Genomic DNA, 21,848 nt, shown 5'->3' on the forward strand with positions numbered 1-21,848 from the left:
TCGAGAGGTTGGCGCGGGCGAGCGCCTCGCCAACCCGGTCAGATCCGGAAGGAAGCAGCCGCAACGAGTCCCGTTTGGGTCGCTGTCCAGCCTCTCACCTTTACCCATACATTTATCGATTGTCGCTTGATATGTCTGTGATCATAGATCGACACAGCTCTATCGCAATCGTCCCACTGCTTGATTGCACTTGCGGTACCGCGCCCCATGGGCATTATGTCGATATGTTCAAAGGCCATGCACAATGACACCGTTTTTCAAAGCCCTCGGCTGGTCCGACTATTTTTCTGATCAAATCACTTCAGAAGACACCGTAAAGCTTGCGCCCCTGCGCCTGACGGAAGTGCGACGAAACAGGGTTATTGGCCTGACGCCTGAGAACACGCGGGTTGAACTGGCACTGTCTGGCGATATGGTCGCAACGGATTTGGCAGTGGGTGACTTTGCTTTGTATTCAGGTGAGCGACTAGAACAAGTGCTTGAACGCAAATCCGTGATTTCACGCAAAGCGGCTGGCCATAGCGCGCAGGCGCAATTGATTGCGGCCAATATAGACACGCTGTTCATCGTCACATCCTGCAATGCGGACTTCAATGAGGCCCGCCTAGAACGCTATGTCGCTTTAGCAATTGAAGCCGAAACGCGCCCTGTGATCGTGATGACCAAAGCCGACATGCCCCTTGGCGATCCCGCAGATTATGTCGCACGCGCTAAAGCCATATCGGATCGCGTCGAAGCTCTCGCAATCAATTCGAAAGCTAGAGATGACATCGATCGACTGTCTCAATGGTGCCAATCGGGTCAAACCGTGGCCCTTGTAGGATCTTCTGGCGTCGGAAAATCCACCATCGGGCGCACATTGACAGGCGAAGATTTACTAACCGCAGACATCCGTGAAGATGATGCGAAAGGCCGCCACACCACCACAGCGCGATCCATGCACTTGATGCATGCAGGTGGCTGGATGGTCGACACGCCAGGCATGCGCGAACTCGCTTTGCATGATGCAGCAGCAGGCATCGCGACGCTGTTTGAAGACATCACTGATCTTATCTCTGATTGTAAATTTTCAGACTGCCAGCATAAGACTGAACCAGGCTGTGCCATTCGCGCCGCTTTGGACAATGGCACATTGGATCAACACCGCTTGGAGCGCTGGCAAAAATTGCGCGATGAAGACGTGGAAAACACCGATACAATCGCGACAGCCAAAGAACGTGGGCGCAAGTTTAGCAAAATGCAGCGCACAGCCTTTAAGGCCAAGCGTATGCGCCGCGGCGACTTCGACTAAGCCTATCGAACCGCCCTCCCAACTTGGGTTGCGACTTTGCCCATTGGCGCATAGTTTAAGACCAAGAGTTTGAAGGATCCTGATATGACCGAAACGGACACTGGCTATAAAGTTCTGGCGCGCAAATACCGCCCTGAAACTTTCGCGGATCTTGTGGGCCAAGATGCGATGGTACGCACGCTGAAAAATGCCTTTGATGCGGATCGGATCGCGCAGGCCTTTATCATGACGGGCATTCGCGGCACGGGTAAAACCACCACTGCGCGGATCATTGCAAAGGGCCTGAACTGCATTGGCCCTGATGGAAACGGCCAGCCCACAACAGAACCTTGCGGTAAGTGCAAACCATGTATTGGCATTTCCGAGGGGCGTTTTTTCGACGTTCTTGAAATCGATGCCGCTTCATCAACGGGTGTCGATAACATTCGCGAACTCAATTCTATGGCGCGCACCCGCCCCGCCGAAGGGCGCTATAAGATCTTCATCATCGATGAGGTTCACATGCTTTCGACAGCAGCCTTTAACGCGCTGCTAAAAACGCTCGAAGAACCGATGGATCACACCAAATTCATCATGGCCACAACAGAAATCCGCAAAGTCCCCGTGACCGTCCTGTCGCGTTGTCAGCGCTTTGACCTTCGCCGTATTGAACCAGAAGTGATGATCGCCATGTTGCGTCGCATTGCCCAAGCAGAAAACGGTGACATTTCTGATGAAGCTTTGGCTTTGATCACCCGCGCCTCAGAGGGCTCAGCTCGTGATGCGCAATCCTTGCTGGACCAAGCAATATCGCATGGAGCAGGTGAAACCACAGTGGAACAAGTCCGCGCTATGTTAGGGCTGGCGGATCGGGGCCGAGTTCTAGATCTGTTCGATATGATCATGGCAGGCGATGCGGCGGGCGCTTTGGAAGAAATTGGCGGACAATACGCCGATGGTGCTGACCCCTTGGCCGTGATGCGCGATCTTGCCGACATCACCCATTGGGTATCTGTGATCAAGATTACGCCCAATGCCGCCGATGATCCCACCATTGGCCCTGACGAGCGCACGCGCGGGCTGTCTATGGCAGAACAAATTCCCATGCGTGTTTTGTCTCGGATGTGGCAAATGTTGCTAAAGTCGCTCGAAGAAATCGCAGCCGCACCAAATGCTATGATGGCCGCTGAAATGGCCGTGATTCGCCTAACCCATGTGGCGGATCTCCCCATGCCTGATGATTTGGTACGTAAACTTAATGACCAAAATCCTCCTCCCCGTCCGCCCTCTGGCGGTGGCGGGGTTGGCGCGCCTGCGGGGGGCGGTTCTGTCACCGCGTCTGGTCAATCTATGTCGGGTGGTCAAATCACCCATGGACCAACCATGAGTGGCGCTGCGGTCCAAGCCTTGGCACAAGCACCCGAAGAAAGCCTGGCCCGCTATGGCCGGTTTGAAGATGTCGTAGAACTTGTTCGCCATCACCGCGATGCCAAGCTTTTGATCGAAATCGAAAACTATGTGCGCCTTTCAAAATACGCACCGGGTAGAATTGAATTCGAACCCGCCGATGACGCCCCCCAAGATTTGGCTGCGCGTTTGGCCAGCCGCTTGCACGCTTTCACTGGTGTGCGTTGGGGCGTGACGATTTCACGTGCGCCTGATGGCACCAAGACGATTTACGAGGTCAAAAACGCCAAAGAGCTGGCCCTGCGCGAACAAGCCCGCGCCCATCCGATTGTTGCCAAGGTTTTTGAACTGTTTCCACAGGCCAAGATCGCCAACATCCGCACCCCCGAAGCCATCGCGCAAGAGGCCGCAGTTGAGGCTTTGCCAGAGGTCGAAGACGAATGGGATCCCTTCGAAGAAGACTAGCCCACTGGCAACCCCGCCTTGAAACAGTGGCGGTCACACCGTATCTCGATAGAGAAATCAAATAAGGAGAGCAGCATGCTCAAAGGACTTGGCGGGCTTGGCGATATGGCCGGCATGATGAAAAAAGCGCAGCAGATGCAGCAAGATATGGCTGACATGCAAGAGCAGCTGGAAAACGTGACGGTTGTCGGCGAAAGCGGTGCAGGCTTGGTCAAGGCGACAGCAAACGCCAAAGGCACGCTCACTGCGCTGGATATCGACCCATCCATTTTTCACCCCGATGAAAAAGAAGTGGTCGAGGATCTGATCTTGGCTGCGATCAAAGACGCGCAAGGCAAAGCCACAGCAAAAGCGCAATCTGAAATGGCAAAAATCACCGAAGGCCTTGGGCTTCCGGCTGATTTCAAAATGCCGTTCTAAGCCACGGATATGGACGCGGGCCGCAAAGACATTGATGCGCTGATCGATCTGATGGCCAAGCTGCCAGGGCTTGGGCCGCGCTCTGCCCGGCGTGCTGTTTTGCATTTGATCAAAAAACGCGGGCGGCTCATGGGGCCCTTAGCGGATGCGATGAAAGCCGTGTCAGAAAACGCCCGCGAATGCGTGAAATGCGGCAATATCGGCACGGGCACGATCTGCGATATTTGCGCCTCAGAAAAGCGCGCAACGGGTCAAATCTGCATCGTCGAAGATGTGGCGGACCTGTGGGCCATGGAGCGCGCTGCGGTGTTTCGCGGACGTTACCATGTGCTTGGCGGTACGTTATCGGCGCTGGATGCCATCGGCCCCGAAGAATTGCGCATCCCCCTACTGATATCGCGTGTGCGTGACGAAGGCATCACCGAAATCATCTTGGCATTGAATGCGACTATCGATGGCCAGACCACTGCGCATTACATCGCAGATGAACTCAGCGGCACCTGCACAGTGACATCGCTGGCCCAAGGCGTGCCTATCGGGGGTGAATTGGATTATCTTGATGACGGCACAATTACTGCCGCTTTGAATGCGCGCAAAGGGTTTTAAAAAGTCATAAAAAAAGGCCCGCAACACTGCGAGCCTTTTTTAAGTTATTCACCTTGCGCTTAGTCTTTGTCGTCACTGTCAGGCAAGTTGAAAAAGCTGTCTGCATCTGGAAGCGGCTCATCTTTTTCTTCTTCGGTATTCTCACCCAAAGTAAAGGCTTCGAGGCCTGAGATCGCTGTTGGGATACGTGGCTCTGCATCCATTTCCAAAGATTGCTCAGTGGACAACAATTTGCGGCGCTCGTCATCTGACATTGCGTTGCCTTCAGCTGCACGTTTGGCGGCGGCTTTTTGCACGGCCGCATCAAGTTCGGATTGCTTACACAGACCCAATGCAACAGGGTCGATAGGCTGCATGTTGTTGATGTTCCAGTGTGTGCGTTCGCGGATCGCTTGGATCGTTGGCTTGGTTGTGCCCACAAGTTTGGTGATCTGCGCGTCGGCCAATTCTGGGTGGAATTTCACCAACCACAAAATGGAGTTCGGGCGATCTTGGCGCTTAGACAAAGGCGTATAGCGCGGGCCACGGCGTTTTTCTTCTCCAGTTGCGGCTGGGTTGAATTTCAACGCCAAGCGCGACATCGGATCATTTTCCGCTTTGGTGATTTCAGCTTGGGTCAACTGGTTGTTGGCAATGGGATCAAATCCTTTCACGCCAGCAGCTACATCACCATCGGCGATGCCTTGGACTTCCAATTCATGCAAACCACAAAAGGCCGCGATCTGAACAAAGCTCAGCGTGGTGTTGTCAACAAGCCAAACGGCTGTGGCTTTCGCCATAATAGGTTTTGCCATGGATACTCTCCTTGAATACCGTAAATGCGAGGGCCCCAGATACAACTTCTCCGTCGCCTGAAAAGGCTTTCCCAGTAAGGGACGGTTCACATTGTGTGGGGAACTTGGGGACTGTATACTGCGAATAACGGCAAGAGGGAAGAGAAAATGCGTAAAGCAATCGTTACTGGGCTGCTGCTCGCTGGAGTGACCTTTGGCACACCAGCCTTTTCTGATGGCGAACGCGCGGGTGATTTTGATTACTATGTACTTGCAATGTCTTGGTCGCCAACGTGGTGCGCACTTGAAGGCGAAGATCGCAATTCGCCACAATGCGACCGCAAGCTTGGTTGGGTGTTGCATGGACTTTGGCCGCAGTATGAACGTGGCTGGCCCTCATATTGCAACACAAGTGAGCGCGATCCATCACGGCGTCAGACAGCTGCGATGGAAGATATAATGGGCACCGATGGTGCGGCTTGGTATCAATGGAAAAAGCACGGGCGTTGCGCAGGGCTGCCTGCCCAAGATTACCTAGACACCGCCCGTGATGCTTTTGATTCCGTGACCCGACCTGACGCATTTCGCAATCTAGACAAAGATGTTTTGCTGCCTGCATCCGTGGTTGAACAGGCGTTTATGAGCGTCAACGACGGGATGGACCGCGACGAGATCACAGTGACCTGCAAAGCCAACCGCATCCAAGAAGTACGCATTTGTCTGTCAAAAGATCTAGAATTGCGCAGCTGCGGTCAAGATACGATCCAAGACTGCACTTTGGACAAAGCACGCTTAGACCACATCGACTAGGTGGCAGCACCCATGGCAATCCATCTAACAGCTTAGGCGACTTTTAAAACGATTTTGCCGATATGCGCGCTACTTTCCATCAAGCGGTGTGCCTCGACCGCGTCATCCAAAGCAAATTCAGAATGAATAACGGGCGCGATTTGACCGCTTTCGATTAAGGGCCAAACTTGGCTGCGCAACTCCTGCGCAATCTTGGCTTTTGCAGCAATCGATTGGGGGCGCAGTGTTGATCCAGTCAAGGTCAGTCGCTTGGCCATTACGGGCAGAAAGTTGATTTCCGCCTTTGGCCCTGTCAAAAAAGCAATATTGACCAAGCGCCCATCGGGGGCCAGTGTCTGGATATTGCGGGCAATATAATCGCCCCCCACCATGTCCAAAATTACATCAGCGCCACCTTGTGCAGCTAGGGCTTTGACAAAATCTTCTTCATGGTAATTGATCGCCTGTTCTGCCCCCAATGCAACACAGGCCGCGCATTTTTCAGCCGATCCTGCTGTCACAAAGACCCGAGCCCCAAAGGCCTGCGCCAATTGGATAGCCGTTGTACCGATGCCAGATGAACCGCCATGCACCAATAGACGCTCCCCCGCTTTTAGGGCGCCGCGCATAAAAACATTCGTCCAAACGGTGAAAAATGTTTCGGGCAAACAGGCCGCATCGCGCTGAGAAAGCCCTTTCGGTATTGGCAAAACATGCGACGCTGGCGTCGCAACGAATTCCGCATAACCACCCCCCGGCACAAGCGCACAAACGTGATCACCGATTTGCACGCCAGACACGGCAGCGCCCATGGCGACCACTTCGCCCGACACCTCAAGACCCGGCAAGTCAGACGCACCCTTTGGTGGATCGTACGCACCTGCGCGCTGCAAAGCATCGGGGCGATTTACACCTGCATAAGCAGTTTTGATGACGACCTCATCGGCCAAGGGCTGCGGCACGGGGCGCTGGCACATCATCAAAACATCGGGCCCACCTGCACGTGTAATTTCAACGGCCTTCATCATATCTGGTCGCGTCACGAGGGGTCTCCTGTTTTCGTGCCAGGCACATCTGTCCGCCCTGCCCCTGCTGGCGCTTTGATCAAGCCAAACAACGCGTTTGGTAAGGCAAAGAGCGCCGCGGCCGCTTTGTTGTCGCGCAATCCTGCTTTGGCCTTTTCGATCGACATCACGTCTTCAATGCGGCGATCCAGAAACTCTTTGGTGTCCTTAAAGGCTTCGCTGTCATCCCCAAGCCAAAACAGAACGGTCGACGTGAACACCCCCGACAAGGTTGCGCGTTTTGTGTACCAATTCACATCGTCAGACGTGTCACCCAAGACCTGCCAAATGGCATCCGATGTTTCCCACACCAAACGCACGCCTTCTGGTGCATAGATGGGCAAAGAGAATAAAGACATTCCGCGACGCACCACTTCGCGGTCGACCGCTTGTATGCGCAACCACACACAGTGCGCGATCTTTTCGCTATAGCGCAAACCAGACATGTCAGCGGCCTGAACAGCGACCTGCATGGCGCGATCACCACCTTTATGATAGGCTGCGGCCAAATCAACTGAACCACGCGGCGCGGCAACCCGCGCCATTTGCGCAGAGATCCCCGAATCAGCCACCGCCGCCTGAAAGGTTTCGGCCCCCCAGCCATCGAAAACTACATGAGGAATGGCAGCTTCTACCAGTTTTTCACGGGTTGGATCGGGGTAAGCAGTGCTTTGCATCGGATCTCTCCTTTTGGACTAGGTCTATGGTAGACAAACTAGCGTGCCTTTGCTATAGGGCCAGTTCCTGCAATTCATGCAAATCTAACTAGGAAGGTGGTGACACCACATGCAGGTTAGCGTTCGCGACAACAACGTCGATCAAGCTCTCCGTGCCCTGAAGAAAAAACTTCAGCGCGAAGGCGTTTTCCGTGAAATGAAGCTTAAGCAACATTTCGAGAAACCCTCCGTCAAAAAAGCACGCGAGAAAGCCGAAGCCGTCCGCCGTGCTCGCAAGTTGGCTCGTAAAAAAGCTCAACGCGAAGGCATGCTCTAAAGCGCATCCAATCAAACTTGTAACTCAAGTTTAATTGGAAACGCTGTAGGATCGTTTCGATCTGACGTGCGAATGGTCTTTTTCGAAAGGCATATAAAAATAAGACCCCCGATGTTTGCGCATCGGGGGTTTTTCATTGCCTGCCTAAGTCGATTTATTGTGCAGCGATTGGCGTTTTAAGATTGGCCAAAATATCCGCCAACTCGGGCCTGCATGACCCGCAATTGGTGCCCGCCTGCAAGGCAGCACCGATTTGATCGACATCGCCCAAGCCACCCGTTTCGATGGCATTGATAATCGTATTCAGCCCAACGCCGAAACAAGAACAAATCACAGGCCCAGTATCAACACGATCAGCAGGCGCCTGCCCTGTGATCGCCTGATCAGGCAGTTCGGCCAAATAATCACGCATCACAGCAACGGGCTTGGGCGCGATGAATAAAGCCGCTTCGAGCCCGTGATCCCCGAAAAAGGCGACGCGAAAACCACCTTTTTTGGGATCATGCACCGATTGCATCGATAAATCTGTCAGCCCAAACAGTCTTTGCGCCGATTGCACCCAATCTTCAGGCGTATCAACGCCTGCCAGTTCACAACGCCAGCCCTTATCGGTGCGTGACTTTGCCCAATAGGCGCAATCGGGGGTGATATCGTGGCGCGACACAGCAAACCCGTACCACTGCGCATTGTAGCGCGTCACAGCCACGGCGGCGGCTTTGCTTTCAGGCTGGCCTGAAATCGGATCAACTGCATCAGGCACCAGTGCATCTATGCGCCCACTGGGAGCTGTTTCACCCGTCCAATGCATGGGCGCAAATGTTTGCCCGCGCCCCACGCGATCAGTGATCAAGGCACGCAAAATTGCACTACCAGTCGCATTGCGCACGCCAACAAGATCAGCTGATTGAATGCCAAGATCACGCGCATCATCGGGATGTATTTCGAGGAAAGGCTCAGCCAGATGCGCAGACAGACGGGCGGATTTTGCAGTGCGCGTCATCGTATGCCACTGATCGCGGTTCCGCCCTGTGTTGAGCCGAAAGGGGTGCGCTTCAGTGACAGGCGCAGCCAAAGAGCGCGCCGACAAAGGCAACATTTTACCCTTTCCATTCGCAGTGAAAAAGTTGCCTTTTTCAAAGAACCGCCCGCCTTGCTTAGCCGCGTCTGGCCAGCGAAATGGCTGTAAGGCGTCATAGTCTTGGGTCCCTAAATCGGCTTTATTCGAGATATCGAAATCACGCCCAAAGCCCCCTGCGATACCAGACAAGGCCGCATGTTCACGAAAGATTTGCGCTGGATTTTCATAGTCAAAGGCCTTGACCCAACCCATACGGCGGCCCACTTCGGCGATGATGGCCCAATCCGCGCGCGCAGATCCAGGCGCTTTTAACACGCTGCGCTGACGGCTGATCGTACGATCTGAATTGGTCACCGTGCCATCTTTTTCGGCCCAAGCCGCAGCGGGCAAAACTACAGTTGCCAATCTCGCTGTATCCGTTTGCCCTGTCACATCACTGACAACAGTAAAATCACACCCTGCAATGGCTTTTCTGACGGCATCCGCATCAGGCATGGAAACTGCAGGGTTGGTGTGGATGATCCAGAGCGCCTTGATATCGCCGCGCCCTACGGCACGAAACATATCGACGGCTTTGCGGCCTGCCGCTTGCGGCATTTCTGGGGCGTCCCAAAACTGGCGCACGGCATGGCGATGATCCGCGTTTTCTAAATCGAGGTGGCAGGCCAGCATATTGGCCAAACCGCCCACTTCGCGCCCGCCCATGGCATTGGGTTGGCCCGTGACCGAAAACGGCCCGCTGCCCGCAAATCCAATGCGCCCTGTGGCCAAGTGGCAGTTCAAAATAGCGTTTACTTTATCACTGCCAGAAACAGATTGATTGACCCCTTGGGAAAAGACTGTGACGACCTTTTCGCTGCTCAACCAAAGTTTTGTGAAGGCCTGCAAATCGGCATCGCTCAGGCCCGTTTGCGATACATCACAGGCCTGCGCAGCCTCTAAGGCTGCATCAAATCCATCCACATTGGCATTAACATACTCGGCATTCACCCCGCCTTGGGCATGGGTTTCGGCCAACAGATAATTGAACAGCGCAACATCACCACCTGAAGCAATAGCAAGGTGCAAATCCGCCCCATCGCAGGTCGCAGTGCGCCGTGGATCAACCACCACGATTTTCATCTGTGGGCGCTGCGCTTTGGCCGCTAAAATGCGTTGATATAAGACAGGATGGCACCATGCCAAATTAGACCCTGTCAGCACAATCACATCGGCAAGTTCCAAATCTTCATAGGTGCCTGGCACAGTGTCAGTGCCAAAAGCCCGTTTGTGCCCCGCGACTGTTGATGCCATGCACAGCCTTGAATTGGTGTCGATATTGGCTGTCCCCATAAAACCTTTGGCCAGCTTATTGGCGACATAATAGTCTTCGGTCAGCATTTGCCCCGACAGATAAAAAGCCACGCTCTCGGGCCCGTGTTTCGCGATTGTCTCTTTGAAACGGTCAGCGACCAATTGCAGCGTGCTGTCCCAATCTTTGGTGTTTCCATTGATCATGGGCGCGGTGAGCCGCCCTGAAAGTCCAACGGTTTCGCCCAAGGCAAGCCCCTTTGAGCACAAGCGACCAAAGTTGGCTGGATGATCTGGATCACCTTTTACCTCTAGCCCGCCTGTATCAGTCTTGCGCAAAAGAACACCACATCCAACCCCGCAGTAAGGACAGGTTGAACGCGTCAGATCGTCCATCTTACTCATGCGGCAGCTCGTGCGGAAACCGCTTCTGCATCCAGCATCAAACGGTCATTTTCCACCCGCAGCGGATAGGTTGGAATTTGCCCGTCATCTGCCCCTTGAGCTTGGCCAGTTTCGAGGGAAAAGACCCAATTGTGTAAAGGGCATGTCACGCTTTTGCCATGCACGATGCCTTCACTTAAAGGCCCGCCTTTATGGGGGCATTTGTCAGAGGCGGCAAAGACATCTGTCGCGCTGGTACGGAAAAGCGCCACACATCCTACGGGGGTTTTCACCAAACGCGCGCCACGCACTGGGATGTCATCGATATGTCCTACGTCGATCCAACTCATTGTGCTGCCTCCAAAGTGAGATCCGCGAGGGGTTGATATTTTTCAGCCTGTGCGGCGTGTTCTGCCCAAGGGTCTTTGCGGTAAATAGATTGCGATAGTTCAAAGCGTTCGACCAAGGCTGTGCGATTATCCAGATCGTCCACGACCTGTTCTTTCACCCAATCCAGCCCCACTTTCGCGACCCATTTGTACCCACGATCCAAATATTTCGCGTGCTCACGGTAAAGCTGCATATAGGCTGTGGTCACTGCGATGGCTTCATCTTCTGTGGCAACTTTGGCCAGCAATTCCGTTTCGCGTAGATCCATACCAGCAGCCCCCGCGACAGAGACTTCGTAACCTGAGTCAACGCAGATGATTCCCACGTCTTTACAGGTCGCCTCAGCGCAGTTTCGCGGACAGCCAGAGACGCCGAGCTTGAATTTATGCGGCGTCCAAGAGCCCCAGAGTTTCTTTTCCAACTTGATGCCAAGCCCAGTGCTGTCTTGTGTACCAAAGCGACAATGGTCTTTGCCGACACAGGTTTTCACTGTACGCAACCCTTTGGAATAAGCATGGCCCGACACCATCCCAGCTTGGTTCAGATCGTACCACATTGCTGGCAGGTCTTCTTTGCGCACCCCTAAAAGGTCGATGCGCTGACCGCCTGTGACCTTGACGGTTGGCACATTGTATTTGTCGGCAGCATCGGCAATGGCACGCAATTCATTGGCCGTGGTGATCCCGCCCCACATGCGCGGCACAACGCTATAGGTGCCGTCTTTTTGGATATTTGCGTGGTTACGTTCATTGACAAAACGGCTTTGCGGATCGTCTTGGTATTCTATCGGCCAATCAGCCAATAGGTAATAGTTGATCGCAGGGCGGCAGACGTGACAGCCATTTGGCGTCTTCCATCCAAGCTCTTGCCACACCGCATCTTGCGATTTCAATTCTTGGCTTTTGATCAAACGGCGCACATCTTCATGGGTCAGATCACTACAGCCACAAATAGATGCGGCGGCAGGGATTTTGAAATCATCCCCGAGCGTGACGGCCAACACTTGTTCGACCAAACCTGTGCAAGTCCCACATGATCCACTGGCTTTGGTAACTGCCCGCACATCGCCCAGAGTTGTAGCACCCTCTGCGATGGCATCGACGATCTGACCTTTACAAATGCCATTGCAGCCGCAGATTTCTGCGTCAGCCGGTAAGGCTGCAACGGCCTGCAACGGGTCCACAGTGGCCCCCTGCGCATTTGGCCCAAAGATCAATGTATCCCGCATGTCGGTGATGTCAGTCTTGTCGCGGATCAGACCAAAGAACCAATTGCTATCTGCCGTGTCACCGTAAAAGACAGCGCCGATAAGCGCGTTATTTTCGATCACCAAGCGCTTGTAAACGCCGCGCGCTGGATCGCGAAACACGATGTCTTCGCGATCTTCGCCTTCGGCAAAGTCACCCGCGGAAAACAGATCACAGCCCGTGACTTTCAGCTTGGTTGAAAGTTCTTTTTGCACGAAAGCAGCAGGCTTCCCAAGCAAGGTTTGCGCTGCAACTTTTGCTTGGTCATACAAAGGCGCGACCAGTCCAAACAACGCGCCGTTATGTTCAACACATTCGCCGACGGCTAAGATATTTTCATCACAGGTGACCATTTGATCGTCCACATGAATACCACGACCAACAGCAAGACCTGCGCTTTGCGCAAGGGCCACATTGGGGCGGATGCCAACAGCCATAACCAATAGATCACAGGGCAATTGCGTACCGTCATCCAAAAGTAGGGCTTTGACTTTGCCGTTTTCACCCAAGATTTCTTTTGAATTGGCGCCACATTTAACAGTGATGCCCTTTTCAATCAAAGCGCGGCGCAACAAGTAGCCAGCAGCTTCGTCCAATTGGCGCTCCATCAGGTGGCCCATGATATGCACAACGGTGACATCTACGCCACGTGCAGCCATACCTGCCGCGGCTTCAAGGCCAAGGAGCCCCCCACCGATAACCACAACCTTATTGTCAGCCCCAAGCCCCATCATCCGCTCGGTGTCTTCAAGGTCTCGGTAGGCAATTACACCGTCTAAATCACGGCCAGGCAATGGGATCATGAACGGGTTTGAACCCGTGCCAAGAACCAATTTATCATAGCTCAACACATCACCATTTTCGGCAGTAACCGTTTTTGCACATGTATCAATAGAGGCAATGCGTTCGCCAAATCGGCAGGTGATACCTTGATCCGCATACCAATCGTCATCATGGGTGACGATCTCTTGATAGGTCTTATCGCCAGCCAAAACGGGCGACAGCATGATGCGGTTATAGTTGCCGCGCGGTTCGCCATTAAACAGCGTAATATCAAAGGCATCAGGGGCCTCTTCCCCCAAAGTTTCGAGCATACGGCCCGTGGCCATACCTGCACCGATGACGATCAATTTCTGTGTCATGAATTTACTCCGCTGCAGCCGCGACGGGCTTTGGTGTTGGTTTTGCGCCATGCTCGTATTCCTCAAGGAAATCGAGAACTTCTTGGCGGTAATTGTAATAATCTGGATGTTGCAACAGCGCTTTGCGCGTGCGCGGGCGCGGCAGTTTCACATCAGTGATTTTGCCAATCGTCGCCTGCGGCCCGTTGGTCATCATCACCACGCGGTCGGCCAAAAGGATAGCTTCATCCACATCATGTGTTACACAGATGGCGGTCACTTTGGTACGTGACCACACCTCCATCAGCACCTCTTGCAACTCCCAACGCGTCAAGCTGTCAAGCATCCCAAAGGGTTCATCCAGCAGCAACAGTTTGGGTGACAGAGCAAAAGCACGGGCGATGCCCACACGCTGCTTCATCCCATTCGACAGGCTGGCCGCTTGTTTATCCATACTGTCTGCAAGACCGACCCTTTCAAGATAGTATTCAACCACATCTTGACGTTCAGCACGGGATGCTTTGGGGTAGACCTTATCGACCCCAATCGACACGTTTTCTTTGGCTGTCAGCCACGGGAATAGGTTCGGCGATTGAAACACCACGGCGCGTTCAGGGTCCGCGCCCTCAACGTTCCAACCATCCAAACGGATCGCGCCTTTTGAAATCGGGTTCAGCCCTGCGGCCATCGTCAAAACAGTGGATTTTCCACACCCAGAATGGCCGATCAGCGAAATGAATTCGCCCTTGTTCACCTTTAGATCAAAATCTTCGACGACAGTCAGCGGACCTTTCGGGGTTGGGTAGACTTTGTGCAGCTGCGAAAAATTCAAGAACCGATCTTCGATCATGCCTTCTTGTGCAGACTTGACCGCAGAAGGCACCCCATGGATCGGCGTCACATCCGGCAAGACCCGTGCTTCTTCGACTTTGGCTTCGATACCGATATCCATCAAATATTGCGTGATGGTATTGCGCAGCGCCTTGAACGCTTCGTCAGTGTTCATCGCCATGCGGTCACGCGGGCGTGGAATGTCGATTTCAAACGGGGCAGCCAAAGTGCCATCGGGGTTCAGCACAATCACGCGATCCGCCATTAAAATAGCTTCGTCCACATCATTGGTGATCAACAGGCAAGTCTTTTTATCTTGTTCCCAAATCTCAAGAATTTCGTCGGCCAAATTGGCTCGTGTTAAGGCATCAAGTGCCGACAAAGGTTCATCCAGCAACAGCATTTCTGGATCAAGCGCCAAAGCCCGCGCCACAGAAACACGTTGCCGCATACCACCCGATAACTCCGCAGGGCGGCGGCCTGCTGCATGCGATAGACCTACCATAGCGATGTAGTGGTCTGCTTTTTCAGAGCGCTGCGCTTTGTCCAACTTTGGAAAGGCTGTATCCACAGCCAGCATGATATTGCCCTTTACAGTGAGCCACGGCATCAAAGAATAGCTTTGAAATACCAAGCCGCGTTCAGGGCCAGGTCCAGAAATTGGCGCGCCTTTAAAGGTCACGGTTCCTGTGTCAGGCTTATCCAATCCCGCGATCATATTGATCAATGTGGTTTTGCCCGTGCCTGAAAACCCAAGGATTGCAACAAATTCCCCCTTAGCCACATCAAGTGAGATATTCTTCAAAATCTCAACCCGATCAGTCCCTTGGCCGTAGCCTTTGCACAGTTTGTCGAATGTCAGAATACTCATGGCGATTACCTGTTGTTCGAGAATGTGAAGAGGGATTGCAAAGCGAACATCACGCGATCCAACAAAAAGCCGATGATCCCAATGGTCAGTACTGCGACGATGATTTTGGCCAAAGATTGTGACGATCCGTTTTGAAATTCATCCCAAACGAATTTCCCCAGACCAGGATTTTGCGCCAACATTTCTGCAGCAATCAAAACCATCCAGCCCACCCCAAGGCTCAAGCGCAGGCCGGTAAAAATCAGGGGCAAGGCTGAGGGCAAGACGAGTTTGGTGATCTTGGTGTAAGTGTTCATTTTCAGCACTCGGCTGACGCTAACCAGATCCTTATCGATGCTGGCCACACCCAAGGCCGTGTTGATCAATGTTGGCCAAAGCGAACACAGCGTCACAGTAATGGCTGACACCAAAAATGACTTCGCAAACAGCCCGTCATTTGTCGCGTAAACCGCAGACACAATCATAGTCACGATGGGCAACCAAGCCAATGGCGACACAGGTTTAAAGATTTGGATCAAAGGATTGATGGCTGCGTTTGCGATAGGCGATAGCCCCGCCAAAATCCCCAAGGGGATGGCGACGGCAGAGGCGATCAAGAAACCAAAGAAAACAGTGCCAATAGATGTCCAGATTTGGTCATAGTAACTCGGAGCGCCCGTATAGCCGATGTCTTTGACCTCATCTGCGCGTCCCGCTGCGATGAGCTTGTCATTCCGCTCGGCGACGCGTTCCATAAACACGGCTTCGCGTTCAGCTTTGCGCACAGCATCTTGATGCAAGTTGACCGCTTCGGCCCACACAGCAGCAGGGCCAGGAATTGCACCGAGTGAGGTTTGAACCTTGGGCGCAAGCGTGCCCCACAGCAAAAGAAAGGCGCAGATGGCCAAAAGCGGTACACAAAGTAGACGCCAAATTTCTTTCACCTGCCCCTTGGGGTTGTCGCCAGCCGCCGCGCGCAGCAGCGGTGTGACCCAAGTCAAACCAATCACGCCAAACCATTTATCAGCGGTATTGATACGCGAAAAAAGACGGGCTTTGCGGGCTTCTTTTTTGGCTTCGATTTCAAAGTTGGGATCAACGGTGGTCATGGCACTTGGGCTCCGATTGGGCAAAACTTACAGGCAACTGTGCGAGCACCCCCGCACAGTCATTATTGAGATTATTCGACAGTATCGCCGACGACCGTTTGACCCGATTTCAAACCAATCGTGAGGCTATCGATATAGGCGTTTGGGGTGCGGCCGTCATAGATAACGCCATCGATGATATCACCCTCAGGCGTCGCTGGACGGTAGCCGTCAGTGTCCCATGGGAAATCAGCTTCATTGGCAAGACCCTCGTCAACAAGACTGCGTGCGGCAGCCAGATAGACATCTGGGCGGTACACGCTTTTGGCGATGTCATCATACCATTCGTCTGTTTGGGTTTCGGCAATTTGCCCCCAGCGGCGCATTTGTGTCAGGTACCAAACCGCATCTGAATAATAGGGGTATGTTGCGTTGTAGCGGAAGAACACGTTGAAATCAGGCACCTCGCGCACATCACCTTTTTCGTATTCAAACGTGCCCGTCATAGAGGCCGCGATCACGTCAGGATCAGCGCCAACATATTCAGGGCGGCTGAGCATTTCTACAGCTTCCATACGGTTGCCATTTTCGTTTTCATCCAACCACATGGCCGCGCGGATCAAGGCACGCACGATTGCTTTTGTCGTGTTGGGGTTTTCTTCGACAAACGCTTCGGTCAGGCCGAATACTTTTTCTGGATTGTTCTTCCAGATTTCATAGTCGGTCACCACAGGCACGCCAATGCCCATCGCCACTGCTTGCTGGTTCCACGGTTCACCCACACAGTAACCGTGGATGGTACCCGCTTCTAACGTGGATGGCATTTGTGGTGGGGGTGTCACGGATAGAAAAGCTTCGGCCGCAATTTGACCCGTGGTGTTGTCTGGGCTGTAGTACCCTGGATGGATACCACCTGAGGCCAACCAATAGCGCAATTCGTAATTATGCGTGGAGACTGGAAACACCATGCCCATCTTGAACGCTTCGCCGCGTTCGGCAAACTCTTCGATGACAGGTTTCAACGCTTCAGCGCTGATCGGGTGTTCTGGCAAACCATCAGGCTGGCTGGAAATATGTGGGCGCATCAAGTCCCAAACCTCGTTCGAAACCGTGATGCCGTTGCCGTTCAAATCCATCGAAAACGGGGTGACGATATTGGCTTGGGTGCCATACCCGATGGTTGCCGCGATCGGCTGACCCGCCAACATATGTGCGCCTTCCAGCGTACCGTCGATCACACCGTCTAGCAAAACTTTCCAGTTGGCTTGGGCCTCTAGGGTGACGAACAAACCTTCGTCAAAGAAATATCCCTGCTCGTAAGCCACAGCCAAAGGCGCCATATCGGTGAGCTTGATAAACCCGAAGGTCAACTCGTCAATTTCCAACTCCTGCGCAAAAGTAGGCGCGCAAAAGGCTGTGGTTGCCGCAAGAGACATTAAAATTTTTCGCATTGGTGTGTCCTTCATAATGAGGTCTGACAAGCTGAGGTGATGGGAACGCCAGAAAAACAAAAAAAGCCGCATCGATCCTGCGCTGGTATGCACAAGTTCGAGCGGCTTTGCTCATAGATCCCAATCAATGGGGAATTCTGCGACAGACACCGTTGTCCGTCTGGGTCCTAGTAAAGGTGAACTCCACGCGAGCAGGCAACCTGAATTTTTGTCAAACGGGGTAGGAATTCTGCATCCCAGCGCAAATGCAAAATTGGCGCCCGTTTATTAGTCACTCTGACGTATTTGGGTTAAAAATGCGCCGATCAAAAAACTGATTGGGCAAAAGAGACAAGCGACCAAAGCCAGAATCAACATCCTGAGGCGCGGCAAATCCGCCCTCCACCTTGCGCGCCTCGAGTGGCACATCCATGCCTGAGCCAGCCAAAGCGTCGCGAAAGAGATCGCCGCGAAACACCGAAGACGCAGCGCTTTGGGATTGCTCACGATCCAACCCAGTGCGGCGCGCCAATTGCAAGGCGATCCATTCGGCTTGCGATGTCCAAGGATATTGCGTTGCCCCGCCATGAAAGATCACAAACGACGACTGGCTGCGCCGTTCACCTTGGGGTGAAATGACAAACTGCCCCGTCAGGCCACGATCCAAAATATCAGCAGGCACATTTAAATAGCTGGGCCGCGCCAAGATTTCAGAGGCCACTGTCAAAGACGCAGGCTCAGATAGCCACCGCCCCGCGCGCACAACGGCTCGGATCAACTGATTGCGAAGGGCAGGATTTACCTCAGCCCAGTCGCTGCGCATGGCCAAGACCTTTTCAGGGGAAAACGACCAAATGGACGCCCCCGCCAAAAGCAGGGTTCCCAGCCCCTGTTCGACCGCTAAAGATCCCCAAGGTTCGCCGACACAAAACGCGTCAATTTCACCCATACGCATGGCTTTGCCCATCAACGATGGAGGAACGGTTTTGATATCGACATTTTGCGGCGCAGGCAGCCCCAGCGCATTGAGCCAATAAATCAATAATTCGGAATGCATTGAAAACGGAAAAGGCACACCAATGCGCAAAGGCGTAGCACTGGCGGCAATCAAAGCGCGCCCAGCAACGGCGGCATCGTTAAAGTCAAATGTATAGCCCGCGCCGCGCATCTTTTCTGCCAAAGCGTTGGTTACGCCGATCACAGTCCCATTGGCAGATAAAACACTCACGGCGGACATAGGCACCGCATGCCCCCCGAGCCCCAAAGACGCGGCAATCGGAACGGGCGATAACATATGGGCGGCATCCACAGCGCCAAAATTCAACATATCGCGCACAGATGACCAAGACGGTGCAGCACGCAGATCCAGATCCAGCCCTTCTTCGGCGGCGAAACCGAGCTCTTGCGCGATAATCAACGGGGCCGCATCTAAAAGCGGGACATATCCAACCGACAGCTGCGTCATGACAAAAGATCCGCCGCTGTCACCAAAGAATGCGCGACATCGGCAACCTTGCGTCCTTGATCCATCGCGGCGCGACGCAGCAAACCATAGGCTGCATCTTCATCCACGCCGCGCGCCTTCATCAAAAGACCTTTGGCGCGATCTATAACTTTACGGTCTTCTAAAGCACGTTTGGATTGTTCCAATTCATTGCGCAGGCGCCCGAACATATTGAACCGCGCGATGGCGGCATCAAGCACAGGCCGCAAGCGCCCAGCACTAAGGCCATCGACCACATAGGCAGACACCCCTGCTTCGATGGCTGCCTTGGCCAAACCATCCGTATCAGTATCAACAAACATCGCTACTGGGCGGCTCATCGGGTCAGAGGCAATGGTCAATTCTTCCAAACTGTCACGCGAGGGATTGCTGACATCAATCAACACCACATCTGGATTATAGGCTTTCACCTGACGCGCTAAACCTGTCGGGTCTTGTATGACTTTGATGTTCTCAAGGCCGATGTCGCGCAGGGCGTCAACAATGCTGTGGGCACGTTGCGTATCTTGTTCGACAACAATGATGGAAAGATGTTTTAACATATCTCTATGTGGGTCAGCCGCTGCACAGATGCAAAGCTCTAGTGGCTATTTTAACAGCACAAATCGCAAGGCGCCCATTTTTTGAGCACTCCGATATGTGACTTTATGCTATAGAGTTTGATTTGTGGGCAGGGCTTCCCCTGCCCCACATGTGTTTTGCTTGGAATTATCTATTCGAAAAACGTAGCATTGCGGCCACCCATCACGATGTCAAAATCAAATGCCTCATCGACATCCGCGCCTGCCACATCACGCGGCTTGCCGATGTTGCGTTCAAAAGCACCGCCCATCAAAATCGCCATTGGGTCTGCGGCATTGTTTGGCTCATCGGGAAAATACATCTGGGTGATCAAGCGCGAAGACCCACCGCTGATGGACATGTGAATATGTTTCGGACGCCAACGACCGATATCAGGGCGGGCAAGATAAGCACCAGGGCTGATGGCCCAGAACTTATAGCGCCCGTCTTCATCGGTTAGAACGCGACCTAGGCCAAGGTGGTTTTCATCCAATTTCAACCCTGAATGATCTTCGACATGGCGGTAACGACCGTAGTGATTGGCGCTCCAGATTTCCAGCAAAGCATTGGCCAAGGGGCGACCACTTTGCGTACGCACAGTGCCCGTCACTTCAATCGGGACACCCGCTGCACGTGGGCGATCAGGGGCTGTGCGGGTCATATCCCATTCATGAGACCGCGTGATAAACCGCGCGGGCACAACGGGTACAAAGCTGCTGCGCGCTTGTTCGGGGATCAATCGCAAGCGTTGGCGCGGTGTGCGCTGGTCTGATGTATTATCGGTTGGGCCAATGCCCAAAATGCGGCCTTGAGGGGTCATATCTCAGCTCTCCAAATCATCAAAGAAAGGGGTTTCGCCTGCGCCAGCCATAATGATGTCGAACACATAGACTTCGGCGCCACTGGCTGTACGCCCATCGTGACGGGCAATAAGTTTAGGCGCGTCATCGCCGACAGATTGCAAGACAGGGTCGGCATCGTTACCAGCGTGGTCGCTGAAAAACATCTGCGTCACAATGCGACTGATCCCATCAGAAAAGATGGTGATGGTGATATGAGGCGCGCGGCCATCTGTTGCACCAGGCAGTATGGTTTTAAATTCATATGCGCCAGAGGCGCTGCGCAGCCGACCGTAGCCGTGGAACCAAGGGTCAATATCAGGGTGGCCTTCGGTTTCAGGCGTTCGGTAGAGGCCCTTGGCATTGGCCTGCCAAAATTCCAAAATCGCTCCATTGGCCAGTTCCCCGTGGCGATCCAATACACGGCCGCGCAAAATAATAGGCGTACCTGCGGCTTGCCCGACCAAACCAGGATCAACCCGCGTCAGGTCCTCCAAGGCGGGATCCGCAAAATAGATCGGAAAATATGGCCCACAGGTGTCTTCGTTTGTGGGCGCTAAAAGATTGGATGCTGCATCACTCATCGAGTGTCCCCCATTGTCTTTGGTGTGTTTTGTAGATTAAACGCTATAGACCGCAACTGTGAAAGGGATTGCTTATGCCCAAGGCGTCCAACCATGATGTGTACTTTGTTCCCGGCTTGCATCGGGGGCTTCGTGTTCTCGAAATACTTGGCGCGGCTGATGCGCCTATGTCGCTCAGCGATATCGCCCGCGCGATGGAACTTAGCCGCTCGTCGGCCTTTCGCTTGGTCTATACATTGCGCCAGATGGAATTCATTCGCGAGGCAGAACAGACCAACACTTTCACCCTTGGGTCGCGGGTTTTGAACCTTGGATTTGCCTATCTCAACCAACAGCCGATCACCGCCATCGCGCGCCCCATATTGGAACGACTGCGCGATGAAACTGGCGTTTCGACCCACCTGAGCGTTTTGGAAGGGGATGACGTTTTGTATCTGGTCAGCCATCAAGCGCGGACTGGATATGTGTCGAACATGCGCACGGGCACCCGCACGCAAGCCTATGCCTCTGCCATTGGCTGGTGCTTGCTGGGGGCGTTGAACGCGGCGCAACTGCAAGACTTCGCCGCGCGTCAAACATGGAACAGGTTCACTGAACACACACCGCTGGATGCCGAGGCATTGATCGCGCGCGTCAATGCTGTGCGTGCCGACGGATATATCGTATCGCGTGGATTTCGCGAACCAGGCGGATCGAGTGTAGCCGTACCTGTGCGCGATAACACAGGCAATATTGCCGCCTGTGTGAACCTGTCTGGCCCCGACAGCGGGTTTGACTTCGACAAAATCCACAGCTTCTTTTTGCCCCAAGCCCAAAAAGCGGCGCAAGATATTGCGCGCGCTTTGGGGTATCAGGGCAGTTAAG

The 21,848-nt window shown here is 53.6% G+C and carries 20 protein-coding genes and 1 other RNA gene; 8 read left to right on the forward strand and 13 right to left on the reverse strand.

The window, feature by feature from the left end:
* Positions 1–2 precede the first annotated feature (2 nt).
* From ffs to recR, 5 genes are all read left to right on the forward strand, one after another.
* Positions 3–99, forward strand: an RNA gene (gene ffs / locus EDD53_RS10675) — signal recognition particle sRNA small type.
* Positions 100–244: 145 nt separating this feature from the next.
* Positions 245–1,291, forward strand: coding sequence for a ribosome small subunit-dependent GTPase A (gene rsgA, locus EDD53_RS10680; RefSeq protein ID WP_123793238.1), 1,047 nt, complete (start codon positions 245–247; stop codon positions 1,289–1,291).
* Positions 1,292–1,375: 84 nt separating this feature from the next.
* Positions 1,376–3,142 (forward strand): DNA polymerase III subunit gamma/tau, encoded by a 1,767-nt coding sequence (locus EDD53_RS10685; RefSeq protein WP_123793239.1) that lies wholly within the window; start codon positions 1,376–1,378, stop codon positions 3,140–3,142.
* Positions 3,143–3,217: 75 nt separating this feature from the next.
* A complete protein-coding gene (locus tag EDD53_RS10690; RefSeq protein ID WP_123793240.1) occupies positions 3,218–3,562 on the forward strand; it encodes a YbaB/EbfC family nucleoid-associated protein in 345 nt (114 codons plus the stop codon).
* A 9-nt stretch (positions 3,563–3,571) separates the two neighbouring features.
* Complete coding sequence (gene recR, locus EDD53_RS10695) at positions 3,572–4,168, forward strand: recombination mediator RecR (protein ID WP_123793241.1); 597 nt, start codon at positions 3,572–3,574, stop codon at positions 4,166–4,168.
* Between the two features lie 59 nt (positions 4,169–4,227).
* Here the strand turns inward: recR and EDD53_RS10700 are convergent, their stop codons facing one another.
* Positions 4,228–4,962 (reverse strand): DUF1013 domain-containing protein, encoded by a 735-nt coding sequence (locus EDD53_RS10700; RefSeq protein ID WP_123793242.1) that lies wholly within the window; start codon positions 4,960–4,962, stop codon positions 4,228–4,230.
* A 147-nt stretch (positions 4,963–5,109) separates the two neighbouring features.
* On the opposite strand from EDD53_RS10700, the gene EDD53_RS10705 reads away from it, so the two are divergent.
* The gene (locus tag EDD53_RS10705; protein ID WP_123793243.1) at positions 5,110–5,751 is read left to right on the forward strand and encodes a ribonuclease T2 family protein; all 642 of its coding nucleotides are present in this window, start codon (positions 5,110–5,112) and stop codon (positions 5,749–5,751) included.
* A 32-nt stretch (positions 5,752–5,783) separates the two neighbouring features.
* Here EDD53_RS10705 and EDD53_RS10710 read toward each other — a convergent pair whose 3' ends face one another.
* On the reverse strand, positions 5,784–6,758 hold the full coding sequence (locus EDD53_RS10710) for an NAD(P)H-quinone oxidoreductase (RefSeq protein WP_123793408.1): 975 nt from the start codon (positions 6,756–6,758) through the stop codon (positions 5,784–5,786).
* 11 nt (positions 6,759–6,769) lie between these two features.
* Positions 6,770–7,471 carry a COQ9 family protein gene (locus EDD53_RS10715; protein WP_123793244.1) on the reverse strand — a complete coding sequence of 234 codons (702 nt, stop codon included), beginning with the start codon at positions 7,469–7,471 and terminating at the stop codon, positions 6,770–6,772.
* Positions 7,472–7,580: 109 nt separating this feature from the next.
* On the opposite strand from EDD53_RS10715, the gene rpsU reads away from it, so the two are divergent.
* Positions 7,581–7,787 carry a 30S ribosomal protein S21 gene (gene rpsU / locus EDD53_RS10720; RefSeq protein WP_058263026.1) on the forward strand — a complete coding sequence of 69 codons (207 nt, stop codon included), beginning with the start codon at positions 7,581–7,583 and terminating at the stop codon, positions 7,785–7,787.
* A 154-nt stretch (positions 7,788–7,941) separates the two neighbouring features.
* Here rpsU and EDD53_RS10725 read toward each other — a convergent pair whose 3' ends face one another.
* From EDD53_RS10725 to EDD53_RS10770, 10 genes are all read right to left on the reverse strand, one after another.
* A complete protein-coding gene (locus EDD53_RS10725; RefSeq protein WP_425464062.1) occupies positions 7,942–10,560 on the reverse strand; it encodes a nitrate reductase in 2,619 nt (872 codons plus the stop codon).
* Entirely contained in the window at positions 10,557–10,889 is a 333-nt protein-coding gene (nirD, locus tag EDD53_RS10730; RefSeq protein ID WP_123793245.1) for a nitrite reductase small subunit NirD, read from the reverse strand. The genes EDD53_RS10725 and nirD overlap by 4 nt, the downstream gene beginning before the upstream one ends.
* Positions 10,886–13,318 (reverse strand): nitrite reductase large subunit NirB, encoded by a 2,433-nt coding sequence (gene nirB, locus EDD53_RS10735; protein WP_123793246.1) that lies wholly within the window; start codon positions 13,316–13,318, stop codon positions 10,886–10,888. Before nirB ends, nirD begins: the two co-directional genes overlap by 4 nt.
* Before the next feature lie 4 nt (positions 13,319–13,322).
* Positions 13,323–14,999, reverse strand: a complete 1,677-nt coding sequence (locus tag EDD53_RS10740; protein WP_123793247.1) for an ABC transporter ATP-binding protein — start codon at positions 14,997–14,999, stop codon at positions 13,323–13,325.
* Positions 15,000–15,004: 5 nt separating this feature from the next.
* On the reverse strand, positions 15,005–16,087 hold the full coding sequence (locus EDD53_RS10745) for an ABC transporter permease (RefSeq protein ID WP_123793248.1): 1,083 nt from the start codon (positions 16,085–16,087) through the stop codon (positions 15,005–15,007).
* A gap of 71 nt (positions 16,088–16,158) precedes the next feature.
* Positions 16,159–17,517, reverse strand: a complete 1,359-nt coding sequence (locus EDD53_RS10750) for a CmpA/NrtA family ABC transporter substrate-binding protein (RefSeq protein ID WP_123793249.1) — start codon at positions 17,515–17,517, stop codon at positions 16,159–16,161.
* Positions 17,518–17,788: 271 nt separating this feature from the next.
* Positions 17,789–18,961: a CmpA/NrtA family ABC transporter substrate-binding protein gene (locus tag EDD53_RS10755; protein ID WP_123793250.1), complete on the reverse strand. Its 1,173-nt coding sequence runs from the start codon at positions 18,959–18,961 to the stop codon at positions 17,789–17,791.
* Positions 18,958–19,542 (reverse strand): ANTAR domain-containing response regulator, encoded by a 585-nt coding sequence (locus EDD53_RS10760; protein ID WP_123793251.1) that lies wholly within the window; start codon positions 19,540–19,542, stop codon positions 18,958–18,960. Before EDD53_RS10760 ends, EDD53_RS10755 begins: the two co-directional genes overlap by 4 nt.
* 170 nt (positions 19,543–19,712) lie before the next feature.
* Positions 19,713–20,381, reverse strand: a complete 669-nt coding sequence (locus EDD53_RS10765; protein ID WP_123793252.1) for a dioxygenase family protein — start codon at positions 20,379–20,381, stop codon at positions 19,713–19,715.
* 3 nt (positions 20,382–20,384) lie between these two features.
* A complete protein-coding gene (locus EDD53_RS10770; protein ID WP_123793253.1) occupies positions 20,385–20,984 on the reverse strand; it encodes a dioxygenase family protein in 600 nt (199 codons plus the stop codon).
* A 74-nt stretch (positions 20,985–21,058) separates the two neighbouring features.
* Between EDD53_RS10770 and EDD53_RS10775 the strand changes: the two genes are divergently transcribed.
* The gene (locus EDD53_RS10775; RefSeq protein WP_123793254.1) at positions 21,059–21,847 is read left to right on the forward strand and encodes an IclR family transcriptional regulator; all 789 of its coding nucleotides are present in this window, start codon (positions 21,059–21,061) and stop codon (positions 21,845–21,847) included.
* Position 21,848: the final 1 nt, after the last annotated feature.

Origin of the sequence: Pacificibacter maritimus, assembly GCF_003814915.1 — a bacterium.
GTDB classification, from domain to species: domain Bacteria; phylum Pseudomonadota; class Alphaproteobacteria; order Rhodobacterales; family Rhodobacteraceae; genus Celeribacter; species Celeribacter maritimus.